Below are 25,267 nucleotides of genomic sequence, written 5' to 3' on the forward strand. Positions count from 1 at the left end.
AAGGGCAATACTGGCCCGGATGTCACCGCGATCGGCCTGAATTTTCTGGTCGGCTTCGCTCGCAATGCATAGGCCATCCGGCTGGACGCCGCCCGAGGTGAACTGGCAGATAAGGACGCCTGTCCCGGCCGCAATGCCGAGGCCGAGGCTATTTCATCTCCGACAGCCGCGCCGCATAGCGGGCCATCAGATCGACCTCGATATTGACTTCGCTGCCGGCCTTCCAGCCGCTCAGGGTCGTGACGGACAGCGTGTGCGGGATGATCAGCACCGAAAAGGTGACATCGTCGACCGTATTCACGGTCAGCGAGACGCCGTCCAGCGTGATCGATCCCTTGGCGGCGATGAAACGCGCCAGTTCGCGGCTGGTTCGCAGCTCGAACCGCGCCATGTCGGGCAGATCGTCGCGCTTGACGATGGTCGCGATCCCGTCGGCATGGCCGGCCACGATATGACCGCCGAGCTCGTCGCCGATCTTGAGCGCGCGCTCGAGGTTGAGCCGGCCACCCTGCGCCCAGTGCCTGGCGGTGGTCATGCCGAGCGTCTCGGCCGCGGCATCGACGTCGAACCAGGTCTTGCCGCCAGCCGTGCCAGAGGCGACCACGGTGAGGCAGACGCCGTTGCAGGCGATCGAGGCGCCGTCGGCAATCGTGGTCTGGTCGTAGTCGCAGGCAATCCGCAACCGGTGCAGCTGCCCCTGCGCGACCGGCTTCAAGCTGGTGATCTCGCCGATATCGGTGACAATTCCGGTAAACATTACGCACGCTCGTAGATGGTGAGACTGTCGTTATCGAGGGTTTCGCTAGCACGAAGGCGGAAGGCGGGCGACTGCGTGATTGCGTCGAGCGGCATTGCGTCCAGCGCGGGAACGCCATCGGCGCCGATCGGTTCAGGTCCGCGCAACAGCCAGATTTCATCGACCAAGCCGGCTGCCACGAAAGAATTTGCCACGCGCGCGCCGCCTTCGACCATCAGCCGCGTGATGCCCTTCTCCGCCAGCGCATGCAACACCGCGGGCAGATCGAGCCCCGGCTGCGCGCCGGAGGCAACGCGGATCACCTCTGCGCCGGCAGCACCGAGCTTCATCGCGGCCGGCGCCTCGGCAAGATCCGACGTCATCACCCAGAGCGGGGTCTCGCGCGCCGAATGCACCAGGCGGCTGTCGCCCGAGATCCGCAGCGCACGATCCAGCACCGCGCGCACCGGCGAACGCGCCGCCATGCCGGGCAACCGGCAGGTCAGGAGCGGATCGTCGGCCCTGACCGTGCCGATCCCGACCAGGATCGCATCGCTCTGCGCGCGCAACAGATGCACGCGCCTCTGCGCAGCCTCGCCGGTAATCGCTACCGGCCTGTGGCCGCCGGCTGCGATCTTGTCGTCGGCGGACACCGCGAGCTTGAGGATGACATGCGGGCGCTTGTCCGTGATGCGGCGGAAATGTCCGGCATGATCGCGCGCGGCCTCGGCCGCGCACAGCCCGACATCGACCGCGATCCCCGCAGCGCGCAGCTTGGCGTGCCCCTTGCCGCCGACCTCCGGATTGGGGTCCTCGACCGCCGAGACCACGCGGGCAAGTCCGGCCGCAACGACGGCGTCAGCGCAAGGCGGCGAGCGGCCGAAATGCGAGCACGGTTCGAGCGTGACATAGAGCGTGGCGCCGCGCGCCGCGTCGCCGGCACGCTTCAGCGCCTCGACCTCGGCATGCGGGCGGCCGCCGGGCTGGGTCCAGCCGCGGCCGACGATCACGCCGTCCTTGACGATCACGGCGCCGACCGCCGGATTGGGCCAGGTGCGCCCCAGCCCGCGACGGCCGAGCGCCAGCGCGAGCTGCATGAAGCGCAGATCGGCGGCCTTTGCCGTTTCCCTGGCAGCTTCCTTGGCCTCTTTGGCTTTCTGCCCGAGCTGCTCTTCCAGAATGCGGAAGATCATTTTCGCAACGTCGCGATCCGCGGGTCGTCTTCGCCGGTCAGCTCGTCGAGCACGGCCTCGAAGTCCTTGGCCTCGCGGAAATTACGATAGACCGAGGCGAAGCGCACATAGGCGACGTCGTCGAGCTGGCGCAGATGCTCCATCACGATCTCGCCGATCGCCTCCGAGGAGACCTCCGCCTCGCCGCCGCTTTCGAGCTCGCGGACGATCGTGGACACCATCTTCTCCACCCGCTCCGACTCCACCGGGCGCTTGCGCAATGAGATCTGCAGCGAGCGCACTAGCTTGTCGCGGTCGAACGGCACGCGGCGGCCGTTGCGCTTGATCACGGTGAGCTCACGCAGCTGCACTCGCTCGAAGGTCGTGAAGCGGAAATTGCAGGCCATGCAGACGCGCCGCCTGCGGATAACGGCGGAGTCCTCGGTCGGACGCGAGTCCTTGACCTGCGTATCGAGAGAATTGCAGCTCGGGCAGCGCATCCGACGGGACCTTTACGAGCGAACGGCTACTGGTAGATCGGGAAGCGATCGGTCAGCGCCTTGACGCGCTCCTTGATCGCGGCCTCGACCAGCGGCGCCTTGCCGTCCGGCGACTGCGCCAGCGCGTTCAGCACTTCCGCGATCATGCCGCCGACCTGCTTGAACTCGGCGACGCCGAAGCCGCGCGTGGTCGCAGCCGGCGTACCGAGACGCAGGCCCGAGGTGACGAACGGCTTCTCGGGATCGAACGGGATGCCGTTCTTGTTGCAGGTGATCGCCGCGCGCACCAGCGCCTTCTCGGAGATGTTGCCCTTCAGGCCCTTCGGCCTGAGGTCGACCAGCATCAGATGGTTGTCGGTGCCGCCGGACACGATGTCGAGGCCATGGCTGCGCAGCGTCTCCGCCAGCGCCTTGGCGTTCTCGACCACGTTCTTGGCGTAGACCTTGAAATCCGGCCGCAGCGCTTCGGCGAACGCGACCGCCTTGGCGGCAATGACGTGCATCAGCGGGCCGCCCTGCAGGCCGGGGAAGATCGCCGAGTTCAGCTTCTTGGCGAGCGTCTCGTCATTGGTGAGGATCAGGCCGCCGCGCGGACCGCGCAGCGACTTGTGCGTCGTCGTGGTGGTGACGTGGGCGTGCGGCACCGGCGAGGCATGCACGCCGCCGGCAACGAGGCCCGCGAAATGCGCCATGTCGACCAACAGATACGCGCCGACCGAGTCGGCGATCTCGCGGAAGCGCTTGAAATCCCAGGCGCGCGAATAGGCCGAGCCGCCGGCGATGATCAGCTTCGGCTTGACCTGCTCGGCCTGCTTCTGGACTTCGTCCATGTCGATGATCTGGTCCTCGCGGCGCACCGTGTAGTGCGCGGCCTTGAACCACTTGCCGGACATGTTGACCGGCGAGCCGTGGGTGAGATGGCCGCCGGCGGCGAGGTCGAGACCCATGAAGGTGTCACCGGGCTGCAGCAGCGCCAGAAACACCGCCTGGTTCATCTGGCTGCCGGAGTTCGGCTGGACGTTGGCAAAGCCAGCGCCGAACAGTTTCTTGGCGCGCTCGATCGCCAGGTTCTCGGCGACGTCGACCCACTCGCAACCGCCGTAGTAGCGCGCGCCCGGATAACCTTCTGCATACTTGTTGGTCATCACCGAGCCCTGCGCCTCCAGCACGGCGCGGCTGACGATGTTCTCGGAGGCGATCAGCTCGATCTCGTGGCGCTGCCGGCCGAGCTCGCCCTTGATCGCGGCGGCGATCTCGGGATCGGCCTCGGCAAGGGTTGCCGTGAAGAAGGAATCGGGCGCGGAAGCGGTCTTGGAGGAAGAGGTCATCGGCGAAATATCTCCACCGCCGCAAGCCTTTACACGGGATGCGGACGGTCACGAGTGGCGGTCGAAGCTGGTTTCAGAGGGTTATCACATCACCCCAAAATGGCCAAGCCGTTGCGGTCCCCGGCGGTCAATTATGCCAGATATGGTGGGGATGCCGGGGATTGCCAGCCAGCGGGGCCGGCCCCTCCCCGTCCCGGTTCCGGTCCCCCAGACGGCATGGCCGCGGCGGCCTGCGGGGCGGACGGACGCGCCCTTTCCCGAGCGTCCGCTCCATCGGGGCTGACGCCTCACGGCCCGAGCAGCATCCTCGAGCTTCGCCGGTGCCGGTCCCCCAATCACGCTTCACTCAATCACGCGACGACCGACTCTCTGGATCATTATGCGCGCGACCATGATGCACCGAGTCACGAGATGATTTTTTGAATCGTTCGATTTTTGAATCGTTCTTTGAATTGCTCAACACTGGATCGATTCAAGCCTCTCACGCGATGCGTGCAGTTATGCGTCGTACTCCGTTGTCTCTCAGTCACACACACCGGCTTTGCGCACAGCTTCGATAGCTTCTAACCGCGCGCGGGCTGTTCGCGAAAATCGCCGTGATAACGACGCCGAAGAAATCTTCTCTTTGGGGGCGTTGAATGACGGACGGATGGATTCGGCCGCAGCGGTTTGCTGCTTCGGCTCTGGTGATGCTTTCGGTTGCCGGTGCGGACGAGGTCTTCGCGCAGACGCAATTGCCGTCCGTGACGGTCGATGCGCCGCAGCACCGGCAAGCGGCGCGATCGCAGCAGCCATCGCAACGGACCACGCGCGCACGCAGCGCCTCGCGCCGCGCCACGGCAGCACCGGCAGGAGCGCAGCCACAGGCGGCACAGCAGGCCGCAGGCTCAGGCGCTGGGCACGAGCGCGCCGATGGCCCGGTCACCGGCTATATGGCGCGGCAGAGCGCCAGCGGCACCAAGACCAGCACGCCGATCATCCAGACGCCGCAATCGGTAACGGTGATCAGCGCCGAGCAGATCCGCGACCAGAAGATCGTCAGCAAGTTCGACGAGGTGCTGCGCTACACGCCGGGCGTCATCGGCGGCACCTATGGCGCCGACTTCCGCAACGACTGGTTTATGATCCGCGGCTTCCCCGCGCAGAACGAGTCGCTGTTCCTCGATGGCTTGCAGCTGTTCTACACCTCCTATGCGAGCTGGAAGCTGCAGCCCTTCAATCTCGAGCGCGTCGAGGTGCTGCGCGGTCCGTCCGGCATCCTGTATGGCGGCTCGGCGCCGGGCGGCCTCGTCAATGCGGTGAGCAAGCTGCCGTCCGCCGAGCCCATTCGCTACATCGAGACCGGCATCAACAACTTCGGCAACGCCTATACCCAGTTCGACGTCGGCGGCGCGGCGGCGCAGCCCGGCGGCAGCCAGCTGCAGTATCGCCTGGTCGGCCAGGCCCAGGGCGGCGGCACCCAGACCGACTATGTCTACGACAACAATTTCTTCTTCGCCCCGTCGGTGACCTGGCGGCCCGACGCCGACACCAGCCTCACCGTGTTCGGCTTGGCCTCGCACAGCAACACCCGCGCGCTGAACTTCCTGCCCTATGTCGGCACCGTCACCAACGCGCCGTTCGGCCGGATTCCGACCAGCCTGTTCGTCGGCGATCCCAGCGTCGATCAATTCCGCCGCGACCAGGAGATGGTCGGCTACCAGTTCCAGAAGAGCGTGACTGACAACGTCGACTTCCGCCAGAACGCGCGCATGGCGCATGTCGACGTCTATTACGCCGGCCTCTACGGGCTCGGCTACGCCACGACGCCGGCAGCCGCCGACATCACCCGCGGCAATTTCTACACCCGCGGCATCGCGACGCAGCTCAACCTCGACAATCAGCTCGAATATCGCTTCTCCACCGGCGCGCTGCAGCACACCGCGCTGGTCGGCGTCGACCTGAAATATTACGGCATCGACGACCGGCAGGGTTTTGGCATGGGCACGACTCTCAACGTGCTCAATCCGGTCTACGGTAACAATCTGCCGTATAGCGGCCCGCTGTATCAGAACGCCTACCTGACCCAGGGCATGGCGGGGCTCTATCTGCAGGATCAGGTCAAGCTGGATCGCCTGACGGTCGTGCTGTCGGGGCGCCAGGACTGGGTCGACCTCACCAACAACAACCGGATCGGCGCCGATCAGAGCCGCGACGACAGCAAGTTCTCCGGCCGGGTCGGCGCGATCTACAATTTCGACAGCGGTGTCGCGCCCTACGTCTCCTACATGACGGGCTATAATCCGGTCATCGGCACTAACGCCGCCGGCCAATTGCTGCTGCCGGAGACCTCCGAGCAGACCGAGGTCGGCGTCAAGTACGAGCCGGTCGGGCTCAATGCGCGGTTCGGCGTCGCGCTGTTCGACCTGAAGCGCAAGAACGCGCTGACGACAGATCCGAACAACACGCTGTTCCAGACCCAGAACGGCGAGGTCACCTCGCGCGGCGTCGAGCTCGAGGCGGTGGCGAACATCACGCGGGATTTCAAGCTGGTGGCGAGCTACACCAACTACGAGCTGTTCGTCAGCAAGGACCTCAATCCCGCGCTGATCGGCACGGTGCCGACCAACACGCCGCGGCAGCTCGCCTCGGTCTGGACCGACTATACGTTCCGCGACGGCCCGCTGAACGGCTTCGGCTTCGGCGGCGGCGTGCGCTATGTCGGCTCGTCCTTTGCCGACACCGCGAACACCGCGCGCGTCCCAGGCGTCGTGCTCGGCGACCTCGCCTTGCATTACGAATGGGACAACAACTGGCGCGCGGCGCTCAACGTCGTGAACGTCACCGACAAGATCTACGTCGCGAGCTGCGCGACGATCAGCTCCTGTTACTACGGCGATCGCCGGCGCATCACGGCAAGCCTCGCCTACAAATGGTGAGCGTGCCACGAAACATTCCGTTCACAAATCCATCATCGAGACAGGGGGGCGGCGTTCAGCCGCCTCTCCATTTTTTTGATGCCGTCAGGGTGGTGTCAGCATGTCGCGCTAGGTTCGCGGCGCGGCTACACTTGCCGCGCCCAGACTGGCCCGCTCCGAATTGCGAGCCCCGGAGCGGGCCTTTTACATGCCGAGCGCATGACAAGGTTTCACGCGACTGCCAGTCTGCATCCTGCTCACCATCGATAGCGCAGCCCCGCATAGATCGCCCTACCCGTTCCGGGCTCGAACAGCGGTGATGCCGCATTGGCCCGATCGATGATGCTGGCGCTCGCGATATATGCCTTGTTGGCGATATTGCGCGCCTCGATATAGCCGGACACCGGACCGCCATTGTCGAAGCCGGCCTTGAGTCCCCAGATCGCATAGGCCGAGGTCATCAGCGTGTCGGCGCTGTCGACGAAATAGGCCTGCGGCACCCATTCCAGATTGGGTCCGACATAGAGCCCGGTCGGATGCTTGTAGAGCAGCTCGGCCCGCACGAAGTGGCGCGGCGCACCCGGCAGCTGGTTGTTGCCGAACACCGGATCGTTGTCGAACCGGAAATCGTTCAGCGTGTAGGCGATGTTGAGCCAGATCTTGTCCGGCGCTGGTCCGCCCACAAAGATGTCGCGAACGATTGCTGCGCCCGCCCCGGCCTCGATTCCCTAGTGGACCGTCTTGTTGGCGTTGGTGACGTTGCAATTGCCGAACGCGCTGTAGAGGCACAATAGCTCGTTGTCGATTTCGGAACGATAGAGCGTGACCTCCCAAGCGTAGTCCGGCCGCTTCATGCGGGTGCCGACCTCGTAGGTCGTCGCGGTCTGCGGCTTGATCGAAAAGAACGGAATGTTCGGCAGGGTCGGATTGAGGAAATTCGGGCTGACGCTCTCGCCAAAGCTCGGCACCTCGGCGCTGCGCGAGACGTTGCCGAACACCTGCCAGCTCGGATCGACCTGCCACAGCAGGCCGGTCTTGGGGCTCCACAGGCTGAAGCTGCTCCGGCCGTTGAGATCACCATTGGTCGAGAAGTTGACGTGCTGATCGCGCACCGCAAACAGATATTGCGTGCCGGCGATGAAGGCGACGTTTGGCAGGAAGTAGAACGAATTCTCGGCGAACGCCGAATAGTTCTCCGGCGTCTGCCGCAGTGACGAGGTCTGTGCGCCCTTGAAGCCGCCGACATTGACGAACTGCTGGGCATCGATCGTGCCGTTGAGGATATTGGCGCCGGCGATGAACCGGTTTCGAAAGCCGCCGATGATCCGGTCGTCGGTGACCTTCGCGAAGCCGCCATAGTCCTTGTGGCGATAGTCCAGCCACTGGAAGATCGGATGCATCAAATGCCGGTCGACGCCGAACGCGCCGAGTTCGAGCTGCGTGTCGTCGAGGCGGATGGTCGTCTTGTTGGCGATCCGCACCGTGTCGATGTTGCGCTGCCAGTCATTGGCGACATTGACGGGGGCAGCCGTGGTCGGCGACGTCAGCGCCGTGGTCCGGTCGACGCTCCCCGGGATGCGTTGCCGCACCTCGTTGGCGTTCAGGTAAAACCGGGTCTCGACGTCGGGCGAGATCTGGTAGCCGACATTGGCGCTGAGCTTGTTGCTCGAGCCGAAACTGTGATCGCGGAAACCGTCGGAGGCTTGCGTGGACGCGGTGACGAAGCCGTCCCACGGCCCGTTCGCGCCACCGGCATTGACCTGCAGCCGCCTTGTGTTGAACGCGCCGAAGTCGAACGACGCGCCATTCGGGTTCGGATCGCGTCCGGTCGGCGTGATGAAATTGATCGCACCGCCGAGCGAATTGGTGCCGAACTGCAGCGCATTGCCGCCCTTGTAGACCTCGACATATTTGTAGGCGGTGGGGTCGACCTCCTGGAAATCGCCGTAGCCGTCGGAGGTGTTGATCGGAATGCCGTCCATATAGAGCTGGATGCCGCGCAGATGGAAATTGCGCGACAGGCCGGAGCCGCGGATCGAGAGCCGCGTGTCGTCGCCCCATTTCGGCTGCGCGAAAACGCCGGGGACATAGTCGAGGATGTCCTTGATCGTGTTGGCCACGGTCGAGTTGCGGTAGGCCGCGGCTGGCACCAGCGCGACGCCGCCCGGGGTGTTGTTGATTTCCGTGAGCGCCTGCTGCGCCGACAGCACGGCCAGCGCGGCCCGGGCGCCGCCGCCCTCACCATTGGCCGCTTGCACCGGCGCGGCAGGAACGCGCGCGGCCCGCGCCGGGGCGCTGCGCGCGGCGCGCCGCTGCGGACGCACCGATGCGTCCCGCCGCTGCTGGGGCGCGTCGACCGTGACGGACGGCAGTGTCGATTGCGATGTGGATTGAGCGCTCGCAGGCGAGATGAATGCTGCGGCGGTGCCGGCGAGCGCATAGGCTCGCAGCCGCGCGATGGCGGATGACATGACAGGACTCCGGATGTGAACTGACGAACGAAGGGCGCCGAAGCGCCGGCGGTCAGGTCAGTGCCGGAGGTCCACGGGATTGATGATCGTAGGATCGGAAACGTGCAACGAACCGCTCTTCGAAGGCACGGATCGTGGTGACCGCGACCGGCAGCCGTGCGCCGAGCGCGAACTCCGGCGGCGGCAGCGCGCCGGTGACGTGATGACCGATGCACAGCGGACAATGGATCGCACCGCCCCGCCCGCTCTTGCCCGCGTCGTCGTGGGCCGCATCGGCGTCGGCGCTGTTGATGCAGAGGATCTGGCCAGCTGCCGCGGCCACGGGCGATATACTGGCGACCAGGAGGCTTGACAGGATGACGTTGAGGACAAGCGCGTAGGCTGCGACAAACGCCGCCGCCCTACCCACACGCTGCCCGAGAACGAACCGCCTCATCTCCTACCCCGCCTCACGCCTATCACAGCGCAAGAGCGAGTCAAAACGCTGCGGCCGCCGATTCAACCGATCGCGCGGCGATGTTGCAGGCGAGCCATATGACGAATTGTCCTACGGCTACGAGCCGACGTCAGAATGCACTCTTGAACTGCGCGACATAGTCGGGGCTGCCATAGACCCACATCGGCTCGTCGCATTGTCGTGGGCCTGTGTCGTTCGTGCAGGCGGAACTCCACGGCGGAGCCGCGATCTGACGACCGACGATCCCGTATCCCTGCAGTCCGTTGCCGATGGTCGGTCCCGTGCGGACATGCGCTCGATCGCTGCCTTTGCCGGTTCGTGCATGAGCGAAGGCCTGGGTCGCAAGAGATGGCGCCAGCATGAGCGCCGCCAGAAGGTAAATGGTCTTCATCGTTCAGCCGCCTTGATAGCGCCTCGCGCGGGCGAGGCATGTGCGTTGCTGAAAGGAAGACCGAGATCGGAGTTTGGATATTTCCCGATCACGCAAATGTTCGCGGTGTTGCTCCCTGTCTCGACGAGTCAGGCATCGCGCCGCAGAACCAGGGCGCTATCGCCGCAGGTCGGATTCTCGCACGCTGGCTCCCGCCGTCACAGGCGATACGCTGACGACCAGGACGCCCGACAGCACGACATTGAGGACAAGCGCATAGGCCGCAATGAATGCGGCCAGCCGACCTTCCTGTCACCCGAAAACAAATCGTCTCATCAGACTGATCCCGCCTCAGGCCGTACCGCAGCGCGTACGCACGCCGTTGCCGACGCACAACACACTCCATTAAATCGTCACTCCTCCTCCCTCCATTGTCACTTGGCTCGACGGCGGCCCTCCCTTGCGATAGATTGTCGCAGGTGGACCGATGCGCCGACAGCTGAAGAGATTTCTACCGCTAGTTCTGGTTGCCCTGCTGGTGCAGATCTTTGCACCGATCGGCGCTTGCTGGGCGGCGAGTCTTGCGGCCTCGGATCCGCTTGCAGGCGCGGTCACGTGCCATGGCGGGGCGACACAAGCGGCCGACCAAAACGATCAGACCGGCCACCGCGCGCACGAAGGCTGCTGCGCCGCCTGTAGCGTGCTGCAGACCGGCGCACCGATCACTTCGCCGCAGACATCAGCCGCGATCGCGGTCGATCGCGTGACGAGCCAGGTCACCTGGCAGGATTTCGCGCCGCGCCTCTCCGGTCCAAGAGCCGCTTCCGAGGCCCAGGCGCGCGCTCCGCCGTTTCTGTCGTAAAGCCGCGCGGCCGCCGGCCGCTGAGACCTTTACACATCAACGCCCGCGGAGATTCCCATGTTCATCCGTCATGCGCGCACAGCCTTACCTGGCCTCGCCGTCGCGCTCATTCCATTTTCTGTCAGTACCGCCCACGAAATCGTCGGCAACCGCTTCTTTCCGGCCACGCTCGGCATCGACGATCCCGGTGTGAACGACGAACTCTCGCTGCCCACCGTATCCAGCTTCCACACCGGCGATGATCCGTCGTTCCGGCAGCGCGACTTCTCGGGCGAGTTTTCCAAGCGGATCACCGAGGCTTTCGCGATCTCCATCGGATCGACGTACAGCTTCCTCCATCCACCTGGAGGACCGACCGGAACCGGCGCCCATGGCTTCCAGAACGTCGATACCACCTTCAAGTATCGTGTCTTCAAGGACGCCGAGCATGAGTTCGTTATGTCGGTAGGGCTGAGCGTCGAATGGGGCGGCACCGGCGCCGGCAGCGTCGGAGCCGATCCGTTCAACACCTACACGCCGACCCTCTATTTCGGCAAAGGCTTCGGCGACCTGCCCGACACGTTGTCATGGCTGCGCCCCGTCGCGGTCACCGGGCAGGTTGGCTACGCCATTCCCGGTAGGTCATCCACCACGATCTTCGGGGTCGATCCCGATACTGGTGATTTGACCTCCGATACTGAGTTTCATCCAAGGGTGCTGAACTGGGGCGCCACGATCCAGTACAGCATGCCCTATCTGAAATCCGCGGTCGTCGATCTCGGTCTGCCGGATTTTATCAATCGCATGATCCCGCTTGTTGAGGCGACGCTGCAGACCCCGGTCGGAAACACGTTGACGTCGGGCACGATGACGACCGGGACCATCAACCCCGGCGTTCTCTGGGTCGGAAACACCTATCAGCTCGGCGTCGAGGCGCTGATCCCGATCAATCGGCAGAGCGGCACTCGTGTCGGCGTGATTGGTCAGCTCCATCTTTATCTCGACGATATCGATCCCCGGGGCATCGGCCGGCCGATCTTTGGCGGTCCGGTGCAGCCCGCCAGCCCGTTTGCGAGGAATTGATCATGCGACGCTCATCCCTGATCATCGCGCTCTTGCTGTCGCTTGCGGCCGGCAAGGCAGACGCCCACGCCTTTCTCGATCATGCCGAGCCGCGCGTCGGCAACAAGGTGGCGAGCGCGCCGCGCGAGGTGACGCTCACCTTCACCCAGAAACTGGAGGCAGCATTCAGTTCAGTAACAGTCACCGGTCCATCCGGGCAGCGGGTCGATGCCGGAAAGGCGCGCGTGAACGGCAACCAGATGTCGGTCTCGCTGAAGGGCGGCGGTGCTGGGACCTATCACGTCAATTGGCACGTGCTTTCCGTAGACACCCACACGACCGAGGGGAACTTCACCTTCCAGGTTGGCCAGTAGAGCTTGGTCGCAATGGATTGGTCCGCAGCAGGAGCGCCGTTGATCGCGACGCGTGCCGTGCACTTCGCGGCAACGGCGATAGCGGTCGGAAGCGTTGTTTTCGGCTGCCTGATCGCCATGCCGGTCTTGCACAACCACACCGCGGCGACGCTTGCGTTTCGGAGCCGGACGCGACGGCATATCTGGGCCTGTCTTGCCCTCGCGGTGATCTCGGGCGCAATTTGGCTTCTGCTGCAGGCGGCGTCGATGAGCGGAATGCCGCTCATCGACGCCTTGACCGCCGACATCCTATCAACCGTCATCACGGAAACCCAGTTCGGTGAGATGACAATCATCCGCGCAGGTCTTGCGATCTGCCTGGCGGTCTGCCTCATCTCAGACCGCGCGGTGGTCGCACAATGGCCGGGGCTCGCTGCGGCGATCGGGCTTGCCGGCAGTCTTGCCTGGACCGGCCACGCCGCCTCAACCATTGGTCCGACCGGCTATCTGCATCTCGCAGCGGATGCGTTGCACAGCGTTGCTGCGGCAGCCTGGATCGGTGGCCTGGTGTCACTGATCACCTTCTTGGCCACTCCCAAGGTCCGTGAGAGCATGTCGCTGGTCCGCGATGCTACCGAACGGTTTTCGATGCTCGGCATTGTCAGCGTGGCAACCATCCTGCTCAGTGGCGTTGTCAACGCCACCATTCTGGTCGGCTCGCTGCGTGGGCTCGTCGCCACCGAATATGGGCGCCTGCTGATGCTCAAGATCGCGATCTTCGCGGCGATGCTCGTCTTCGCGGCGATCAACCGCTTTCGCTTGACGCCGCGATTCGCCGCCACCGGAAGCGAACAATCGTCTGTCGCCCTTCGCCAACTGATCCGTAACAGTGCGATCGAGACAACACTCGGGCTGGGCATCATCGTCATTGTTGGGTTGCTCGGAACCCGGCATCCCGCCATTCACCTGCAGGACGTTTCCGACCTCTTGCTGACCAGGCAACACTGAAGCAACTTACCTGGTCCTCATTCGCCTTGAACCGCCCGAGTCCCAAGCCGTCTTGCATATCGCCGCACCTCGACAATCGGTTTTCGCTTGCCTTGACTCGAGCCGGGAGTCAGCGGGCTCAGCTCTAGGAACCATTGCTACTTCTTCCCGTTCCATCTCCGCCGATAGATACGGCATTGGAGGAGAGAACATGAAAGTTAAAACGATTGTCGCGGCAGCGTTGCTTGCCGCTTTTGTCACGCCGGCATTTGCAGCAGACGAATTCTACGTCGTGCAGGACGTGAAGACGAAGAAGTGCACGATCGTCGATCAGAAGCCGGTCGACACGACGACCACCGTCGTCAGCCCGTCGGGCACCATCTACAAGACACGCTCCGAAGCCGAGACCGGCATGAAGACCGTCAAGATCTGCACGTCCGACTGACAGGCGCTGAGCACGCCAGTCACCATACTTTGAGCCGAGCCGGCAGTCGTCATCCTGGGCGGTGGCGTCTGCCTGGTCGGTCATCTCCACTGAAGGCGAGGAGTTTCTCTTATGAAAAAGTTTGTTATCGGCTGCATCTCGGCTGCGGCGTTCGCTACCGCCGCGCATGCGGCGACCACGATGCCCGCCGCCCCGACGGACAGCTGGACCATCACCAACTACTACAAGCAGAACGTCTATGATCCGAAGGAATCCAAGATCGGGACGATCGACGACGTGCTCGTCGACAAGGCGGGCAAGGTGACCGGCCTCGTCGTCGGCGTCGGCGGCTTTCTCGGCGCCGGCGAGAAGGACGTGATCGTGCCGTACACGGCCGTCAAATCGCAAAAGAAGGACGACAAGTGGTGGCTCACGCTCGACGAGACCAAGGACAGCCTGAAGGCTGCACCGGGTTTCAAGTACGATCGGGCCAGCACAACCTGGATGCCTGAGAACAAGTAACACCGAAAGTCCGTCTGCTCGGCGATGCATTGCCGATCACGCAGCTTGACGAGCAAAGCGGAAACACGAGCCCCGGCGCATTCCCGCGCTGGGGGCTTTTGCTTGCGCCTCGAACTTCGCCGCAGCCGGGTGAACAAGACGCAGTGAAGCCGGGATTCCCGCGTTGATGACGATACCGCTAGCGGAAGACAACGAACACGCGACAACCGACCAACCCACCGACCAACCCTTGGGCGTGTTTCGGTTTCAAGATTGCTTGCTTGATCTGCAAACCAGCGATCCCCGGGCGCCGGAGGTTTCACAGCGCCGGGGATCGCTACTCCCGGAGGGCTTGGGGGCAAAGGCCGGGAGCTGCGAGTCTACTCTGTCGATTTTCGTTGGTTCCTCGACAGAACGAGGGCCACAGACCGTCAGGGATCAGCGGCTCTGCCGGGTGTCGATCCGTTGGATATGTGTCCCTCGCCCGCTGCTCGGGCGGCATGTGAGCGACCTCGCCAAAAGTCAGGCTGGTCAGGCGCGAGGCTCCGGCAGCTCCCCGTCCTCCCCTTCAGACCATGGCGTAGATCGCTGAGGGGCAAAGCCGTCGTCCGACCGTGGGGCGGCCGCGCTTAAGGGGACGCACAGGAACCAAGCTCCTCCGGGTCGGTTGTCGGAAAGCATCCATCCACACACAAAGTCTTGTCATGGCGTCACGACTGCTTTCGCTCATGGGCTTTCCGCTCCTGCTTGTTCTGAGTGGTTGCGGCGATCAGCTCGAGTGCGATTCGATCGACACCCGAAAGGCCGTGCTCCAGGCCATTGCCGATGACCATCGGAATCCGCTGGTCAACTACGCCGCCAGGGAGTCAACGGCGAAGCCTGATCCGGAAAACTCGCAGCCCCGATACCTGCTCGGTGAAACAATCGTCACCACTTCGACGAGCAGGGACAAGCGGACCCTGCAGTGCAGCGGCGGGATTTCGGTATCCGTCGGCGACGTCAAGGCGTCGAAAGAGGTGGAATTCACCGCGCAAAAATCAGCCGACGGAAAATTGTCCGTTTCGGTCGCTCCGTTTCAGTTTTGACTTCGTAGCGGCAGCGTGAAGCCCGCCAATTTGACGGCGGATCGCATCGACCGTCGCTTTGCTTGGAACCAGAACCGCAAGGACAGAGTTGTCTGTCATAGTCGGGAGCGCGGAGAAACTTCCGTCCCGGCAATTTTCATTCGGAAAGCTAGGTCGCTTCATTCATTCGCGCTCGCATCGCGAAGGGACGGTCGTGCATGCCGACGAAGCGGCATCATGGGATAACTGACATGAGCGTTTCGAGATCAAGGGAATCAACCATCAGGCGGCATACAGCCTCCATGGCGCGTGCACTGACATGGCTTAGTAAAGGGAAATGCATGGTACAAATCCGCCGCCGCGTGAAGCAAGCCGATGCGCTCGAAATCCGGCTCACCGAGGGAGCGAAAGAACTTCGCGACCGTGCTGGGCAACTTCCCGCTGGTCGAGACCGTGACGCGCTGCTCCAGCGAGCGCAGCATAATGAAGCCGCCGCGCACATGTCGGAATGGCTGATGTCCCCAAGTCAACGGACGCCCATCTAGGAGGGCGATGATGCAGGCGAACCATCACCGCAACCATCACCATTTCGACGGCGTGGAGCTTGCCTTTGTCGGCGCTGCGTTGGTGTCGCTGATGGCCCTGCTCGCCAGCGTGGCGTGGCTCCTGCTGCGGTGAGCAATCGAATCGAAAAGGACCGTCACACGGGCGGTCCTTTTCTGCCGGTTGGAATGGATCTGTAAAAACTCAAAAGTTGAAAAATGCTCTGTAAACAAAAGTAGTGCCGGCAGAGTTGTATTACGGCCATCCTGGCTTGCGATGAAATCCGGATCAGTACGGTGTTCCGGCGACGGAACCAGACGGGCGGCGCTTCCGGGACACACAGATTGCTGCGCGACGCTGGGCCCCCGGCCTGCCTCGACAGCACAATCCAGTGGTCATGGGTCCCTGCCCCCGTGCGCAACTGCGCACTAGCAGGGACGACAGAAAAGTGCGCCTTACAGCCCGGTAAACCCGGCCTTCACATGGTCGGTGCTGCCGTCGAGCTGGCGCAGATAGGTCAGCCCGCACACGGTCAACCGATGCGTATCGCGCTCGCCCGCCTCGAATAGCGTCTGCACGTACTCTGTCACCTTCGCCCGTGCTTCGTCGCTTGCAGCGGACGTGCGGTTGAGCAGCAGATCATACGTCTGCATGATCCGATCGATCGCGGCTTCCATTGATGACTCCGGGTTGACGCTCAGGCGACCACCAGCGTCTCGGCCTCGAACTTCGCGATCGCCTTGTTGGCGAGGCGGAGTCGGTTCAGCTCACCGCGCTGGAACAGCTTCACGACGATGCCGAGCAGGCGCTCATTGGTGGCGAATGTGTCGGGAATGGCGCCGGATTTGCGCAGATAGTTCGAGGCGATCGCGTAGGCGTCACCGACGACCTCGACGTTCAGCACCTCAATCCCGCGTTCGACCAGCATATCCCTGCCTCTCCGTTGGGAGACAGGATAAAGCGCAGGGAACGCCTTGGTTCCTCGCCGCGACCGATTTATTTTCGCAGGTGCAGCATGAAAAACGCATCGGCCGGGCATGACCGATGCGTTGACTGGAGGAAGGCTGCCGGTCTTTTGCGCGGCCGGCTTGGCCATCAGGCGAAAACGGGAAGGCTCAGAGGCGATACAGGATCTGGTCGGTCCAGAAGCGCTCGAGGCGATGCAGCGACTTGTTGAGGCTCGCGAACTCCTCGTTCGAGATGCCGCCGACCTGCTCGACCGTCTTGACGTGCTTCTGATAGAGCGCATCGACGATCTTGCGCACTTCCTGGCCTTGCGGGGTCAGACGGATGCGGACCGAGCGGCGATCGACGCGCGAACGCTGATGATCGAGGAAGCCGAGCTCGACGAGCTTCTTCAGATTGTAGGAGACGTTGGAGCCGAGATAGTAGCCGCGGGTGCGCAGCTCGCCGGCGGTCAGTTCCTTGTCGCCGATATTGTAGAGGAGCAGCGCCTGCACCGAGTTGATGTCGGCGCGGCCACGACGATCGAATTCGTCCTTGATGACGTCGAGGAGCCGGCGATGCAGCCGCTCCACCAAAGTCAGGGCTTCGAGATAGAGCGGCTGCACCGGAGCTTGACCGGTAGCGCGATCAGCGGCATCCGCCGCCGTTGTCGCAACGGCTTTCATCATGACACTTCCCCTGTTTGTCGTTTTTATCGACTTTATTTCGACGAAACTTGTGTCCCGCCTGATAGGTCCAACGTAAGGGGGCCGTTTGAATATCCGCTTAAATAAGAGAATAAAGAGATCATGAATTTAAGACAGTGAATCGTGGATTAAGCCCATGGATCAAGGACTTTTCGCAACTGTTCATTGACGGTGGCAGGCCCCTGTTCACGCTTCGTGTGCCTCACCTGTCACATTCGGAAACAGCAGCGTCCGAATTCGAAACGGTGGCGTAACGGGTATGAGGGAACCCTTTACGGTGACCGATCGGTTACCGGAAAATTCTTCGAAAATTTTATGGGAGTGCCTCGAGGCGGGACGCGTGGGACGCGCGCAGGCGGCCCCTCATTCGTCGCCGCGGCCAGATCGGTTCCGCCGTCGGCCCGCGCAAAGCCGGCCGGCACACGCGCCGAGATCCGGTAAAATGGGTCCCGACGGCAGGTCCCGTAAAGGCGCTGCCGCGATGGGACGCCTTAAATGGGGATGCGATCTGTGGCATCCACCTAGCAGAACCAGCGACGCTGTCTTCTCGCTCCGCGCACGACTGCGATATATTGCCAGTCATCGCGAGCTAATCACCGCGCTGTCGCCGCCAGGCAACAGTGCATCAAGCCATTGCAGCGGCGGGCCTATGGCGGGCGTTCGCGCGCCGACATCCAGGCCAGTGCAAGATAGGCCGCGAGCATCAGGGCCTCGAGCCCAACCACGGTGAGGCTGCCGCCATAGATGCCCGGAAACATCAGCTCGATGACCGCCATCGACACCACGGTGGTCAGCCAGACCACGGCGCCCCACGGCGTCGCGAGCCAGAGCCCGACGGCGGCGACGAGCTCAATGACGGCGAAATAGATCGTGGCGGTCTGCCAGGCCATCGACTGGTTCTCGAAGGCCTCCTCCTCGCCGCCGACGAAGCCCGTCACCTGAGCCCAGTGATAGAGGCCCTTGGCGACCGAGACGACGGCCATGATGCGCAGGAAGATGACGAGGCGTCGCGTCCAAGCATTGTCGTCGGGCTCGATCCGGTCGGACGAGATCGCGCTCACCGAGATGGCGTTGTCCCGCGCCTGATCGCGTGCAGAGGTGTCAGACATCCGAATCGCCGCATGGCGGCTGCAAAATGGGGTTCATGGCGCAGTCTTGGCCCGCCGGGGGCCCAAAATCAATCGCCGTTGCGGCAAATCAAGGGCACCAAGAGTGCAACAGGGCTGCAATAGCGGCGCAATGACGGCGCCCCTGACAGGTGCTAGAACCGGACTTATATCAGGACAAGACCCAGCCGTCCGTCGAGGAGAAGACAATATGGCGATCAAATTCGGGCGCCCGATCGAACTGCGCGATACGCCCCGGCGCCAGACCGACGCCCTCGCCTCCCCCTCGCTCGACCTTACGATCCGGATGCGCCGCAATCGCAAGTCCGAATGGGCCCGCCGCCTGGTGCGGGAGAACGTGCTGACCACGGATGACCTGATCTGGCCGATGTTCGTGGTCGACGGCCACAACACCCGCACACCGGTTGCCTCGATGCCTGGTGTCGATCGGCTCACCGTCGACCAGATCGTCCGCGACGCGGAGCGCGCCGCAAAACTCAACATCCCCTGCATCGCGCTGTTCCCCTTCACCGCGCCGGCGCTGCGCGACGAGCACGGCTCGGAGGCGCTCAACCCCGACAATCTGGTCTGCCAGGCGGTGCGCGCGATCAAGAAGGAGTTTCCCGATATCGGCGTGCTCTGCGACGTCGCGCTCGATCCCTTCACCAGTCATGGCCATGACGGGCTGATCGAAGGCGGCAAGATCCTCAACGACGAGACCGTCGCGGTGCTGGCCAAGCAGGCGCTGACCCAGGCCGAGGCCGGCTGCGACGTGATCGCGCCGTCGGACATGATGGACGGCCGGATCGGCGCGATCCGCGAGGCGCTCGACGACAACGGCTTCGGCGACGTGCAGATCATGTCCTATGCCGCGAAATACGCTTCCGCCTTCTACGGCCCGTTCCGCGATGCGATCGGCTCGGCCAAGACGCTGACCGGCGACAAGCGCACCTATCAGATGGACAGCGCCAATTCCGACGAGGCGCTGCGCGAGGTCGAGCTCGACATCGCCGAGGGCGCCGACATGGTGATGGTGAAGCCGGGCATGCCCTATCTCGACATCGTCCGCCGCGTGAAGGACCATTTCGCGATGCCGACCTTCGTGTACCAGGTGTCGGGCGAATACGCGATGATCGCGGGCGCCGCCGCCAATGGCTGGATCGATGGCGAGCGCGCGATGATGGAGAGCCTGGTCGGCTTCAAGCGCGCCGGCGCCGACGGCATCCTGACCTATTTCGCGCCGCAGGCCGCCGAGAAGATCAAGGCGGAATCGTAAGGGCGCTACACCGGTCCGGCCGACGCGGTTGGACGTGGACCGCAGAGCGGGCGCAGCGCCTCGCGCTCGTCCTGCGACAGCACCGTCAGCGGGTAGATCGGCTCATTTGTCTCGCGCTGGAAGAACGGATGCGGCCAGGCCTTGCCGCGCAGGCGCCAGCCCAACACCTTGCCGATCGCGCGCAGGATCAGCGGCAGGTTGAAGCCGGTCGATCCCTTCGGGGCTTCGCCGATCGCATATTTGCCGAGGATCGCGCCGCTTGGCCTGCCGAACACCTCGTCCACGCGCATCGCGCCGCCGTCGAAGGCCTGCGCCACGATTCCGACGAACGGGACGGCAGGTGTCAGCGAGTTGCCCACCGGGGAATTGCAGCAGGTGGTGTGCCATCGGTACAGCCCCTTGGGCGTCAGCCGCAGCCCGGCGATCTTGTCATGCCCCTGCACGAAACTGAGCGACGCCGGGGCGACCTGGACGATGTCGGTGCCGCCGTGGACATCGAGCAGATCGGCCCGGCCGACCCGATGCATGAACGCCTGGCAGTCGTCGCAGTAGCAGACGACGCGATTGGCAGCCGTCGGCGCGGCGTTCGTGACCACACCCCGAACCTCGCCACAGCGGCAGCGCAACCCGATTTGTGTGCCCATATGTCCCCCGCCGTCACGCAACCGCCAGCCTACACCGAGGCGGGCGGTTTCGGCCGCCGAATCGCCGGAATATTTCGGCTAGTTAATGTTCGCGCGGACTTGGCAGGCGAGCCTCCTGCTCCCATGTCCTGCGCGGGAGTTTCATCGGAGGTTGGTCATGTCCTACGGCAATGACAGCGGCACTTGGCGCAGGGAAGCCTGGCGCAACGACGGCGGCGTTCCCCCGCATGCGTTCGATCCGTTGATGCAGCCGGAACTGTTCCGCGGCGTGCTGACGCGGCGGGTGTTCGCGTTCCTGATCGACCTCTTCGTGCTGTCGGTGCCGGTAATCCTGGCGGTGATCTTCATTGCGATCTTCGGCATCGTCACGCTCGGCCTCGGCTGGGCGCTGTTCTGGCTGGTGTCGCCGGCTTCGATCGTCTGGGCCATCGTCTATTACGGCGCCTCGATCGGCGGGCAGCACTCGGCCACGCTTGGCATGCGCATGATGGATCTGGAACTGCGCACCTGGTACGGCGCGCGCGGCTATTTCGTGCTCGGCGCCACCCATGCGGTGCTGTTCTGGGTGACGATCTCGTTCCTGTCGCCGCTGGTGCTCTTGGTCGGCCTGCTCAACGGCCGCCGCCGGCTGCTGCACGACATCATCCTCGGAACCGTGATTATCAACAGCTCGGTCCGGACCCAGGTCACCCCGGCCGCGCGGGCCTCCTATTAGGCCCGCCTAAACCAATTGACCGTTAGCCTCCGGGGGGCGATGCTAACTCGGCTGCCTGTATTGTAAGTGGAGCCCGACGATCAGACGTGACCCAGCACTCGCGTGATACCCCCCAGTTCTATCTGACGGCGCCATCACCCTGCCCCTATCTGCCGGGCCGGCATGAGCGGAAGGTTTTCACGCACCTGGTTGGCGACAAAGCGGGCGATCTCAACGACTTGCTGACCCATGGCGGCTTCCGCCGCAGCCAGTCGATCGCCTATCGCCCGGCCTGCGACGCCTGCCGGGCCTGCGTCTCGGTCCGGGTGGTCGCCAACGAATTCCGCCCCTCCCGCAACTTCCGCAAGGTGCTGGCCCGCAACGCCGACATCATCGGCGAGCAGCGCACCGCGGTGCCGACCTCGGAGCAATATTCGGTCTTCCGCGCCTATCTCGACCGCCGCCACCGCAACGGCGGCATGGCCGACATGACGGTGCTGGACTACGCGATGATGGTCGAGGACAGCCATGTCGAGACCCGGATCATCGAGTACCGCAAGCGTAATGCCGACAGCGCCATCACCGGCCGCGGCGACGAGCTGATGGCGGTGGCGCTGACCGACGTGCTCAGCGACGGGCTGTCGATGGTCTATTCGTTCTTCGAGCCGGGGCTTGAGGCCCGCTCGCTCGGCACCTTCATGATCCTCGACCACATCGCCCGCGCCCGCCGGCAAGGCCTGCCCTACGTCTATCTTGGCTACTGGATCGAGGGCTCCAAGAAGATGGACTACAAGGGCCGCTTCCTGCCGCAGCAGCGGCTCGCGCCGTCGGGCTGGCTGCGCGTCGATGCGTCAGGCGAGGCGCTGGCCGAGCCGCAGGACTAGCACTTTCGGTCAGACGCTCTAGGTGCCGAAGATCGTGTCGTAGAGCAGCTTCACGTTCAGGACCACGATCAGGCCGGCGACGATCCACGCCGCCACGGCGACCGGGCGCGAAATCGCGAACGCACCCATCTTGCGCTTGTCGGACACGAATCGCACCAGCGGGATCACCGCGAACGGTAGCTGCATCGACAGCACGACCTGGCTGAACACCAGAAGCTGCGCGGTGCCGCTCTCGCCATAGAGCGCCGCGACCACGATGACCGGGACGATCGCGATGCCGCGCGTCACCAGCCGCTGCAGCCAGTCGGGCAGCTTGAGGTCGAGAAAGCCCTGCATCACGATCTGGCCGGCCAGCGTCGCCGTCACGGTCGAGTTGAGACCAGACGCCAGCAGCGCCACGGCAAACAGTGTCGAGGCGATGCCGAGGCCGAGCAGCGGCGACAAGAGCTCGAAGGCCTGGTCGATCTCGGCGACATCTGAGTGGCCGCTCTTGTGGAAGGTCGCGGCCGCCAGCACGAGGATCGCGGCGTTGACGAACAACGCCAGCATCAGCGCGATAGTGGAGTCGGTAGTCGCCCATTTGATCGCGTCGCGACGGCCCGCCTCGGTGCGCGGATAGGCGCGGGTCTGCACGATCGATGAGTGCAGATAGAGGTTATGCGGCATCACGGTGGCGCCGATGATGCCGATCGCGATGTAGAGCATCTCCGGATTGGTGACGATCTCGCGCGACGGCATGAAGCCGCCGATCACGCCAGCAATCGGCGGCGCGGCGGCGGCGATCTGGACCGCGAAGCAGACCGCGATGACGATCAGCAGCGCAATCACGAAGGCCTCGAGGAAGCGGAAGCCGCGGTTCATCAGGAGCAGCAGCAAGAACGCATCGAGCGCCGCCAGCAGCGCACCACCGATCAGGGGAATGCCGAACAAGAGCTTCAGCGCGATCGCGGTGCCGATCACTTCGGCGAGGTCGCAGGCGATGATCGCGGCCTCGCAGGCGAGCCACAGCAACAAATTCACCGGCCGCGAATAGGTCGCGCGGCAGGCCTGCGCCAGGTCGCGGTCGGTCGCGATGCCAAGCCGGGCGGAAAGCGCCTGCAGCAGGATCGCCATCAGGTTGGAGAGCAGGATGACCGACAGCAGCGTGTAGCCAAACTTCGATCCGCCCGCGAGATCGGTCGCCCAATTGCCGGGGTCCATATAGCCGACCGAGACCAGGTAGCCCGGCCCCGCGAAGGCCAGCAGCCGCCGCCACCACACGCCTGTGCTCGGCACCGCAACGGTCGCGTTCACCTCGGGCAGGCTGCGCGCATGCCCGGCGTCGCCCCGCCAGCCACCTGGCACGGTGTCGGCAACAGAAACGGGAGACATTTCAGGGGTGCGCGCGTCCATCCGCGAAGCATGACCGATCCCTCCCGTTATTGCAACTCATTTGCAACTGCATCTAGGCTCACGAAAATGATACCGGCTATCAGCCTTGTAAAGCACTGAGGAAGTGCTTTACGTTAGATGCATGATCAAGCTGCCCGTCGAGACGCCAACCGCAACGCTGCGTTACGCCCTCGCTCCCGACGCGTCGGGCATCCAGGCGATCGAGGCGACCTTTGCGGCCTATGACCGGATGATGGCGATCCTCGCCGAGGTCGCGCCCGTCGGCGCCAACCTGGTCTCGCTGCACGCCCAGGCTTACGAGAAGATCCGCAAGGAAACCGGCCTGCCCGCACGGCTGGTGACGCTCGGCCTGCGCGACCGCGCCAACTACGTCGCAGGCGCCGCCGACCGCAGGATACCGCTCGACGACAAGTTGTTCGCGATCAAGGGTCCAACTTCACTGACCATTAGCACTGTCAGCGGACGCGTCTTGGTGCCGTTCGACGTGCCGGGATATGTCTCGGGCTGGGAAAGCCCCTTCCCGGCGCATTTGATCTCGGACGGACGCGGCTACGAAATCCACATCGCCGTCAAATCGAAATCAGCACAACCGGAGGAGAAGACCATGCTTCACGAAGGCATCCTTGCGCGCATGGGCCGGCTTCTTGCCGCCATCGCAAGCCAGACCATCGACAACGTCGAGAGCAACAACAAGGTCGCGCTGGTCAAGCAGGCGATCCGCGAGATCGACGCCGGCGCCGACGAGGCGCGCTATGCGCTCGGAAAGTCGCGCGCCGAGGAATTCCGCTTGAAGCGGCGCCGCGAAGAACTGGATACCGAGACGACTGCTCTGAACGAGAAGATCCGTCTCGCACTTGCGGAAAGTCGCGAGGATCTCGCGCGCGCCGGCGTCGCACGGCAAATTGACCTGGAGTCGCAGGTGATCGCGCTGGAACGCGCGATGGATTTCATCGAGCTCGAGATCGACGAGCAGACCAAGGCGCTGCAAGCCATGCTCGGCGCGCGGCGAGAGGCAGAGGCGCGACTAGCCGATCTCGAACAAAGTCTGATCCGCGAGGCCAAGGACGAAACCAGCCGGGGCCCATCGACGACCAATACATTGAGTGCCGAACGCGCCATGGCGGCGATCGCCCGGGTCACCGGTGTCCCCGCTGCAAGCGTGCTCGGCGACAAGGAGCTAGACGAACTCGATCGCCTGCACCGCGAAAAGGAAATCGCGGCGCGGCTTGAAAGGATCAAGTCAGAAAAATGAGTGCAGTTGGCGACATTCTGCTCGCCCCGGACGTGCGGCCCTTCGCGGTCGCGGCTGCGATCATGGTGGCACTTGGCGGTATCGAGCTGCTGACCACCATGGTCGGACTTTCGATCAGCGAACTCGTCGGCAAGGATTTCGCGATCGAGGCCGAGAGCCACAACGCTCTCAGTGGCCTGTTTCTCTGGATCAACGCCGGGCGGCTTCCCCTCCTGATCCTGATCATCCTGATACTTGGCATATTCTCGATCGGAGGCTTCCTGCTTCAGGGACTGGCGCATGCCGCGGGCACCGCCATTCCAGTCTCGCTTGCCGCGGTGGTGGCTGCCGCCGGCAGCGTCCCCGTGATCAGAACCACGAGCCGCGGCCTCGCCCGCATCATTCCGCGCGACGAGAGCTATGCGGTCAACGACAGCGACTTTGTCGGCAAGGTCGCAACCGTGTCGGTCGGCCCGCTCGATCAAGGCCTGCCCGGAAGGGTCCGTCTCAAGGATGTCTTCGGCAACTGGCACACCGTGTCGGCGCGTGCCAGCGCAGAGTCCGAGGCGTTGCCGGTCGGCGCCAGCGTGCTGCTGGTCGACCGCGACGCCAAGGCATTCATCGCGATCGCCGCTCCCGCCGACCTCATTGAACGACAACAATCTTCCAACAGGGCATAACA

At 63.9% G+C, this 25,267-nt stretch carries 26 protein-coding genes and 1 pseudogene; 14 read left to right on the forward strand and 13 right to left on the reverse strand.

The window, feature by feature from the left end; all coding sequences use genetic code 11:
• Positions 1 to 148: 148 nt before the first annotated feature.
• From ACOIX3_RS22255 to glyA, 4 genes are read right to left on the reverse strand one after another with little or no spacing between them, the layout of a single operon-like run.
• Entirely contained in the window at positions 149 to 757 is a 609-nt protein-coding gene (locus ACOIX3_RS22255; RefSeq protein ID WP_420964289.1) for a riboflavin synthase, read from the reverse strand.
• Positions 757 to 1,929, reverse strand: a complete 1,173-nt coding sequence (gene ribD, locus ACOIX3_RS22260; RefSeq protein ID WP_420964290.1) for a bifunctional diaminohydroxyphosphoribosylaminopyrimidine deaminase/5-amino-6-(5-phosphoribosylamino)uracil reductase RibD — start codon at positions 1,927 to 1,929, stop codon at positions 757 to 759. Before ribD ends, ACOIX3_RS22255 begins: the two co-directional genes overlap by 1 nt.
• Positions 1,926 to 2,408, reverse strand: coding sequence for a transcriptional regulator NrdR (gene nrdR / locus ACOIX3_RS22265; protein WP_176530931.1), 483 nt, complete (start codon positions 2,406 to 2,408; stop codon positions 1,926 to 1,928). Before nrdR ends, ribD begins: the two co-directional genes overlap by 4 nt.
• Positions 2,409 to 2,434: 26 nt before the next feature.
• On the reverse strand, positions 2,435 to 3,736 hold the full coding sequence (glyA, locus tag ACOIX3_RS22270; RefSeq protein ID WP_212315014.1) for a serine hydroxymethyltransferase: 1,302 nt from the start codon (positions 3,734 to 3,736) through the stop codon (positions 2,435 to 2,437).
• 689 nt (positions 3,737 to 4,425) lie between these two features.
• Here glyA and ACOIX3_RS22275 point away from each other — a divergent pair.
• Positions 4,426 to 6,654 carry a TonB-dependent siderophore receptor gene (locus tag ACOIX3_RS22275; RefSeq protein ID WP_420964291.1) on the forward strand — a complete coding sequence of 743 codons (2,229 nt, stop codon included), beginning with the start codon at positions 4,426 to 4,428 and terminating at the stop codon, positions 6,652 to 6,654.
• Between the two features lie 236 nt (positions 6,655 to 6,890).
• On the opposite strand, the pseudogene ACOIX3_RS22280 reads toward ACOIX3_RS22275, so the two are convergent.
• The 3 genes and pseudogenes from ACOIX3_RS22280 to ACOIX3_RS22290 all read right to left on the reverse strand — a co-directional run bounded on the left by ACOIX3_RS22280 (position 6,891) and on the right by ACOIX3_RS22290 (position 9,952).
• Positions 6,891 to 9,104, reverse strand: a pseudogene (locus tag ACOIX3_RS22280) (TonB-dependent receptor family protein).
• Between the two features lie 52 nt (positions 9,105 to 9,156).
• Positions 9,157 to 9,540, reverse strand: a complete 384-nt coding sequence (locus tag ACOIX3_RS22285; RefSeq protein WP_420964292.1) for a DUF2946 family protein — start codon at positions 9,538 to 9,540, stop codon at positions 9,157 to 9,159.
• Between the two features lie 130 nt (positions 9,541 to 9,670).
• A complete protein-coding gene (locus ACOIX3_RS22290; protein ID WP_420964293.1) occupies positions 9,671 to 9,952 on the reverse strand; it encodes a hypothetical protein in 282 nt (93 codons plus the stop codon).
• Between the two features lie 466 nt (positions 9,953 to 10,418).
• Between ACOIX3_RS22290 and ACOIX3_RS22295 the strand changes: the two genes are divergently transcribed.
• From ACOIX3_RS22295 to ACOIX3_RS22330, 8 genes are all read left to right on the forward strand, one after another.
• A complete protein-coding gene (locus tag ACOIX3_RS22295) occupies positions 10,419 to 10,793 on the forward strand; it encodes a DUF2946 family protein (RefSeq protein WP_420964294.1) in 375 nt (124 codons plus the stop codon).
• A gap of 57 nt (positions 10,794 to 10,850) precedes the next feature.
• Complete coding sequence (locus ACOIX3_RS22300; RefSeq protein WP_420964295.1) at positions 10,851 to 11,855, forward strand: hypothetical protein; 1,005 nt, start codon at positions 10,851 to 10,853, stop codon at positions 11,853 to 11,855.
• 2 nt (positions 11,856 to 11,857) lie between these two features.
• The gene (locus ACOIX3_RS22305) at positions 11,858 to 12,208 is read left to right on the forward strand and encodes a copper resistance CopC family protein (RefSeq protein ID WP_420964296.1); all 351 of its coding nucleotides are present in this window, start codon (positions 11,858 to 11,860) and stop codon (positions 12,206 to 12,208) included.
• A gap of 12 nt (positions 12,209 to 12,220) precedes the next feature.
• Positions 12,221 to 13,195 (forward strand): copper homeostasis membrane protein CopD, encoded by a 975-nt coding sequence (gene copD / locus ACOIX3_RS22310; RefSeq protein WP_420964297.1) that lies wholly within the window; start codon positions 12,221 to 12,223, stop codon positions 13,193 to 13,195.
• A gap of 190 nt (positions 13,196 to 13,385) precedes the next feature.
• Positions 13,386 to 13,619, forward strand: coding sequence for a hypothetical protein (locus tag ACOIX3_RS22315; RefSeq protein ID WP_420964298.1), 234 nt, complete (start codon positions 13,386 to 13,388; stop codon positions 13,617 to 13,619).
• A gap of 111 nt (positions 13,620 to 13,730) precedes the next feature.
• Positions 13,731 to 14,120: a PRC-barrel domain-containing protein gene (locus ACOIX3_RS22320; protein WP_420964299.1), complete on the forward strand. Its 390-nt coding sequence runs from the start codon at positions 13,731 to 13,733 to the stop codon at positions 14,118 to 14,120.
• 683 nt (positions 14,121 to 14,803) lie between these two features.
• On the forward strand, positions 14,804 to 15,184 hold the full coding sequence (locus ACOIX3_RS22325) for a hypothetical protein (RefSeq protein WP_420964300.1): 381 nt from the start codon (positions 14,804 to 14,806) through the stop codon (positions 15,182 to 15,184).
• A gap of 534 nt (positions 15,185 to 15,718) precedes the next feature.
• The gene (locus tag ACOIX3_RS22330) at positions 15,719 to 15,841 is read left to right on the forward strand and encodes a hypothetical protein (protein WP_342728721.1); all 123 of its coding nucleotides are present in this window, start codon (positions 15,719 to 15,721) and stop codon (positions 15,839 to 15,841) included.
• A 320-nt stretch (positions 15,842 to 16,161) separates the two neighbouring features.
• Here the strand turns inward: ACOIX3_RS22330 and ACOIX3_RS22335 are convergent, their stop codons facing one another.
• The 4 genes from ACOIX3_RS22335 to ACOIX3_RS22350 all read right to left on the reverse strand — a co-directional run bounded on the left by ACOIX3_RS22335 (position 16,162) and on the right by ACOIX3_RS22350 (position 18,467).
• Positions 16,162 to 16,383 carry a hypothetical protein gene (locus ACOIX3_RS22335; protein ID WP_092114742.1) on the reverse strand — a complete coding sequence of 74 codons (222 nt, stop codon included), beginning with the start codon at positions 16,381 to 16,383 and terminating at the stop codon, positions 16,162 to 16,164.
• Between the two features lie 20 nt (positions 16,384 to 16,403).
• Complete coding sequence (locus ACOIX3_RS22340; RefSeq protein ID WP_176530919.1) at positions 16,404 to 16,634, reverse strand: hypothetical protein; 231 nt, start codon at positions 16,632 to 16,634, stop codon at positions 16,404 to 16,406.
• A gap of 187 nt (positions 16,635 to 16,821) precedes the next feature.
• On the reverse strand, positions 16,822 to 17,340 hold the full coding sequence (gene ldtR / locus ACOIX3_RS22345) for a transcriptional regulator LdtR (protein WP_018271925.1): 519 nt from the start codon (positions 17,338 to 17,340) through the stop codon (positions 16,822 to 16,824).
• A gap of 665 nt (positions 17,341 to 18,005) precedes the next feature.
• Positions 18,006 to 18,467, reverse strand: coding sequence for a DUF6163 family protein (locus tag ACOIX3_RS22350; RefSeq protein WP_016845013.1), 462 nt, complete (start codon positions 18,465 to 18,467; stop codon positions 18,006 to 18,008).
• A gap of 208 nt (positions 18,468 to 18,675) precedes the next feature.
• On the opposite strand from ACOIX3_RS22350, the gene hemB reads away from it, so the two are divergent.
• Complete coding sequence (gene hemB / locus ACOIX3_RS22355; protein ID WP_420964301.1) at positions 18,676 to 19,740, forward strand: porphobilinogen synthase; 1,065 nt, start codon at positions 18,676 to 18,678, stop codon at positions 19,738 to 19,740.
• Positions 19,741 to 19,745: 5 nt separating this feature from the next.
• Here the strand turns inward: hemB and ACOIX3_RS22360 are convergent, their stop codons facing one another.
• Positions 19,746 to 20,336: a DUF6151 family protein gene (locus tag ACOIX3_RS22360; RefSeq protein WP_420964302.1), complete on the reverse strand. Its 591-nt coding sequence runs from the start codon at positions 20,334 to 20,336 to the stop codon at positions 19,746 to 19,748.
• A 205-nt stretch (positions 20,337 to 20,541) separates the two neighbouring features.
• Here ACOIX3_RS22360 and ACOIX3_RS22365 point away from each other — a divergent pair, with 205 nt between their 5' ends.
• Positions 20,542 to 21,099, forward strand: a complete 558-nt coding sequence (locus ACOIX3_RS22365) for an RDD family protein (protein ID WP_420964303.1) — start codon at positions 20,542 to 20,544, stop codon at positions 21,097 to 21,099.
• 86 nt (positions 21,100 to 21,185) lie between these two features.
• Positions 21,186 to 21,962 (forward strand): arginyltransferase, encoded by a 777-nt coding sequence (locus ACOIX3_RS22370; protein ID WP_092114746.1) that lies wholly within the window; start codon positions 21,186 to 21,188, stop codon positions 21,960 to 21,962.
• Positions 21,963 to 21,980: 18 nt separating this feature from the next.
• On the opposite strand, the gene ACOIX3_RS22375 is transcribed toward ACOIX3_RS22370, so the two are convergent.
• Positions 21,981 to 23,354 carry an Nramp family divalent metal transporter gene (locus ACOIX3_RS22375; RefSeq protein ID WP_420964304.1) on the reverse strand — a complete coding sequence of 458 codons (1,374 nt, stop codon included), beginning with the start codon at positions 23,352 to 23,354 and terminating at the stop codon, positions 21,981 to 21,983.
• A 121-nt stretch (positions 23,355 to 23,475) separates the two neighbouring features.
• Here ACOIX3_RS22375 and ACOIX3_RS22380 point away from each other — a divergent pair, with 121 nt between their 5' ends.
• Positions 23,476 to 24,606 (forward strand): PspA/IM30 family protein, encoded by a 1,131-nt coding sequence (locus tag ACOIX3_RS22380; RefSeq protein ID WP_420964305.1) that lies wholly within the window; start codon positions 23,476 to 23,478, stop codon positions 24,604 to 24,606.
• Positions 24,603 to 25,265: an OB-fold-containig protein gene (locus tag ACOIX3_RS22385; RefSeq protein WP_420964306.1), complete on the forward strand. Its 663-nt coding sequence runs from the start codon at positions 24,603 to 24,605 to the stop codon at positions 25,263 to 25,265. The genes ACOIX3_RS22380 and ACOIX3_RS22385 overlap by 4 nt, the downstream gene beginning before the upstream one ends.
• Positions 25,266 to 25,267 lie beyond the last annotated feature (2 nt).

This window comes from Bradyrhizobium sp. B120 (genome assembly GCF_049075665.1).
Taxonomy (GTDB): domain Bacteria; phylum Pseudomonadota; class Alphaproteobacteria; order Rhizobiales; family Xanthobacteraceae; genus Bradyrhizobium.

Coding starts and splice junctions, on each gene's coding strand:
- ACOIX3_RS22255 (WP_420964289.1), bottom strand. CDS start 757: ATGTTTACCGGAATTGTCACCGATATCGGCGAGATCACCAGCTTGAAG.
- ACOIX3_RS22275 (WP_420964291.1), top strand. CDS start 4,426: ATGCTTTCGGTTGCCGGTGCGGACGAGGTCTTCGCGCAGACGCAATTG.
- ACOIX3_RS22365 (WP_420964303.1), top strand. CDS start 20,542: ATGTCCTACGGCAATGACAGCGGCACTTGGCGCAGGGAAGCCTGGCGC.
- copD (WP_420964297.1), top strand. CDS start 12,221: ATGGATTGGTCCGCAGCAGGAGCGCCGTTGATCGCGACGCGTGCCGTG.
- ACOIX3_RS22300 (WP_420964295.1), top strand. CDS start 10,851: ATGTTCATCCGTCATGCGCGCACAGCCTTACCTGGCCTCGCCGTCGCG.
- glyA (WP_212315014.1), bottom strand. CDS start 3,736: ATGACCTCTTCCTCCAAGACCGCTTCCGCGCCCGATTCCTTCTTCACG.
- ACOIX3_RS22380 (WP_420964305.1), top strand. CDS start 23,476: ATGATCAAGCTGCCCGTCGAGACGCCAACCGCAACGCTGCGTTACGCC.
- ACOIX3_RS22290 (WP_420964293.1), bottom strand. CDS start 9,952: ATGAAGACCATTTACCTTCTGGCGGCGCTCATGCTGGCGCCATCTCTT.
- ACOIX3_RS22385 (WP_420964306.1), top strand. CDS start 24,603: ATGAGTGCAGTTGGCGACATTCTGCTCGCCCCGGACGTGCGGCCCTTC.
- ACOIX3_RS22340 (WP_176530919.1), bottom strand. CDS start 16,634: ATGCTGGTCGAACGCGGGATTGAGGTGCTGAACGTCGAGGTCGTCGGT.
- ACOIX3_RS22315 (WP_420964298.1), top strand. CDS start 13,386: ATGAAAGTTAAAACGATTGTCGCGGCAGCGTTGCTTGCCGCTTTTGTC.
- ACOIX3_RS22320 (WP_420964299.1), top strand. CDS start 13,731: ATGAAAAAGTTTGTTATCGGCTGCATCTCGGCTGCGGCGTTCGCTACC.
- ACOIX3_RS22285 (WP_420964292.1), bottom strand. CDS start 9,540: ATGAGGCGGTTCGTTCTCGGGCAGCGTGTGGGTAGGGCGGCGGCGTTT.
- ACOIX3_RS22295 (WP_420964294.1), top strand. CDS start 10,419: ATGCGCCGACAGCTGAAGAGATTTCTACCGCTAGTTCTGGTTGCCCTG.
- ribD (WP_420964290.1), bottom strand. CDS start 1,929: ATGATCTTCCGCATTCTGGAAGAGCAGCTCGGGCAGAAAGCCAAAGAG.
- nrdR (WP_176530931.1), bottom strand. CDS start 2,408: ATGCGCTGCCCGAGCTGCAATTCTCTCGATACGCAGGTCAAGGACTCG.
- ACOIX3_RS22350 (WP_016845013.1), bottom strand. CDS start 18,467: ATGTCTGACACCTCTGCACGCGATCAGGCGCGGGACAACGCCATCTCG.
- ldtR (WP_018271925.1), bottom strand. CDS start 17,340: ATGATGAAAGCCGTTGCGACAACGGCGGCGGATGCCGCTGATCGCGCT.
- ACOIX3_RS22335 (WP_092114742.1), bottom strand. CDS start 16,383: ATGGAAGCCGCGATCGATCGGATCATGCAGACGTATGATCTGCTGCTC.
- ACOIX3_RS22330 (WP_342728721.1), top strand. CDS start 15,719: ATGCAGGCGAACCATCACCGCAACCATCACCATTTCGACGGCGTGGAG.
- hemB (WP_420964301.1), top strand. CDS start 18,676: ATGGCGATCAAATTCGGGCGCCCGATCGAACTGCGCGATACGCCCCGG.
- ACOIX3_RS22325 (WP_420964300.1), top strand. CDS start 14,804: ATGGCGTCACGACTGCTTTCGCTCATGGGCTTTCCGCTCCTGCTTGTT.
- ACOIX3_RS22375 (WP_420964304.1), bottom strand. CDS start 23,354: ATGGACGCGCGCACCCCTGAAATGTCTCCCGTTTCTGTTGCCGACACC.
- ACOIX3_RS22305 (WP_420964296.1), top strand. CDS start 11,858: ATGCGACGCTCATCCCTGATCATCGCGCTCTTGCTGTCGCTTGCGGCC.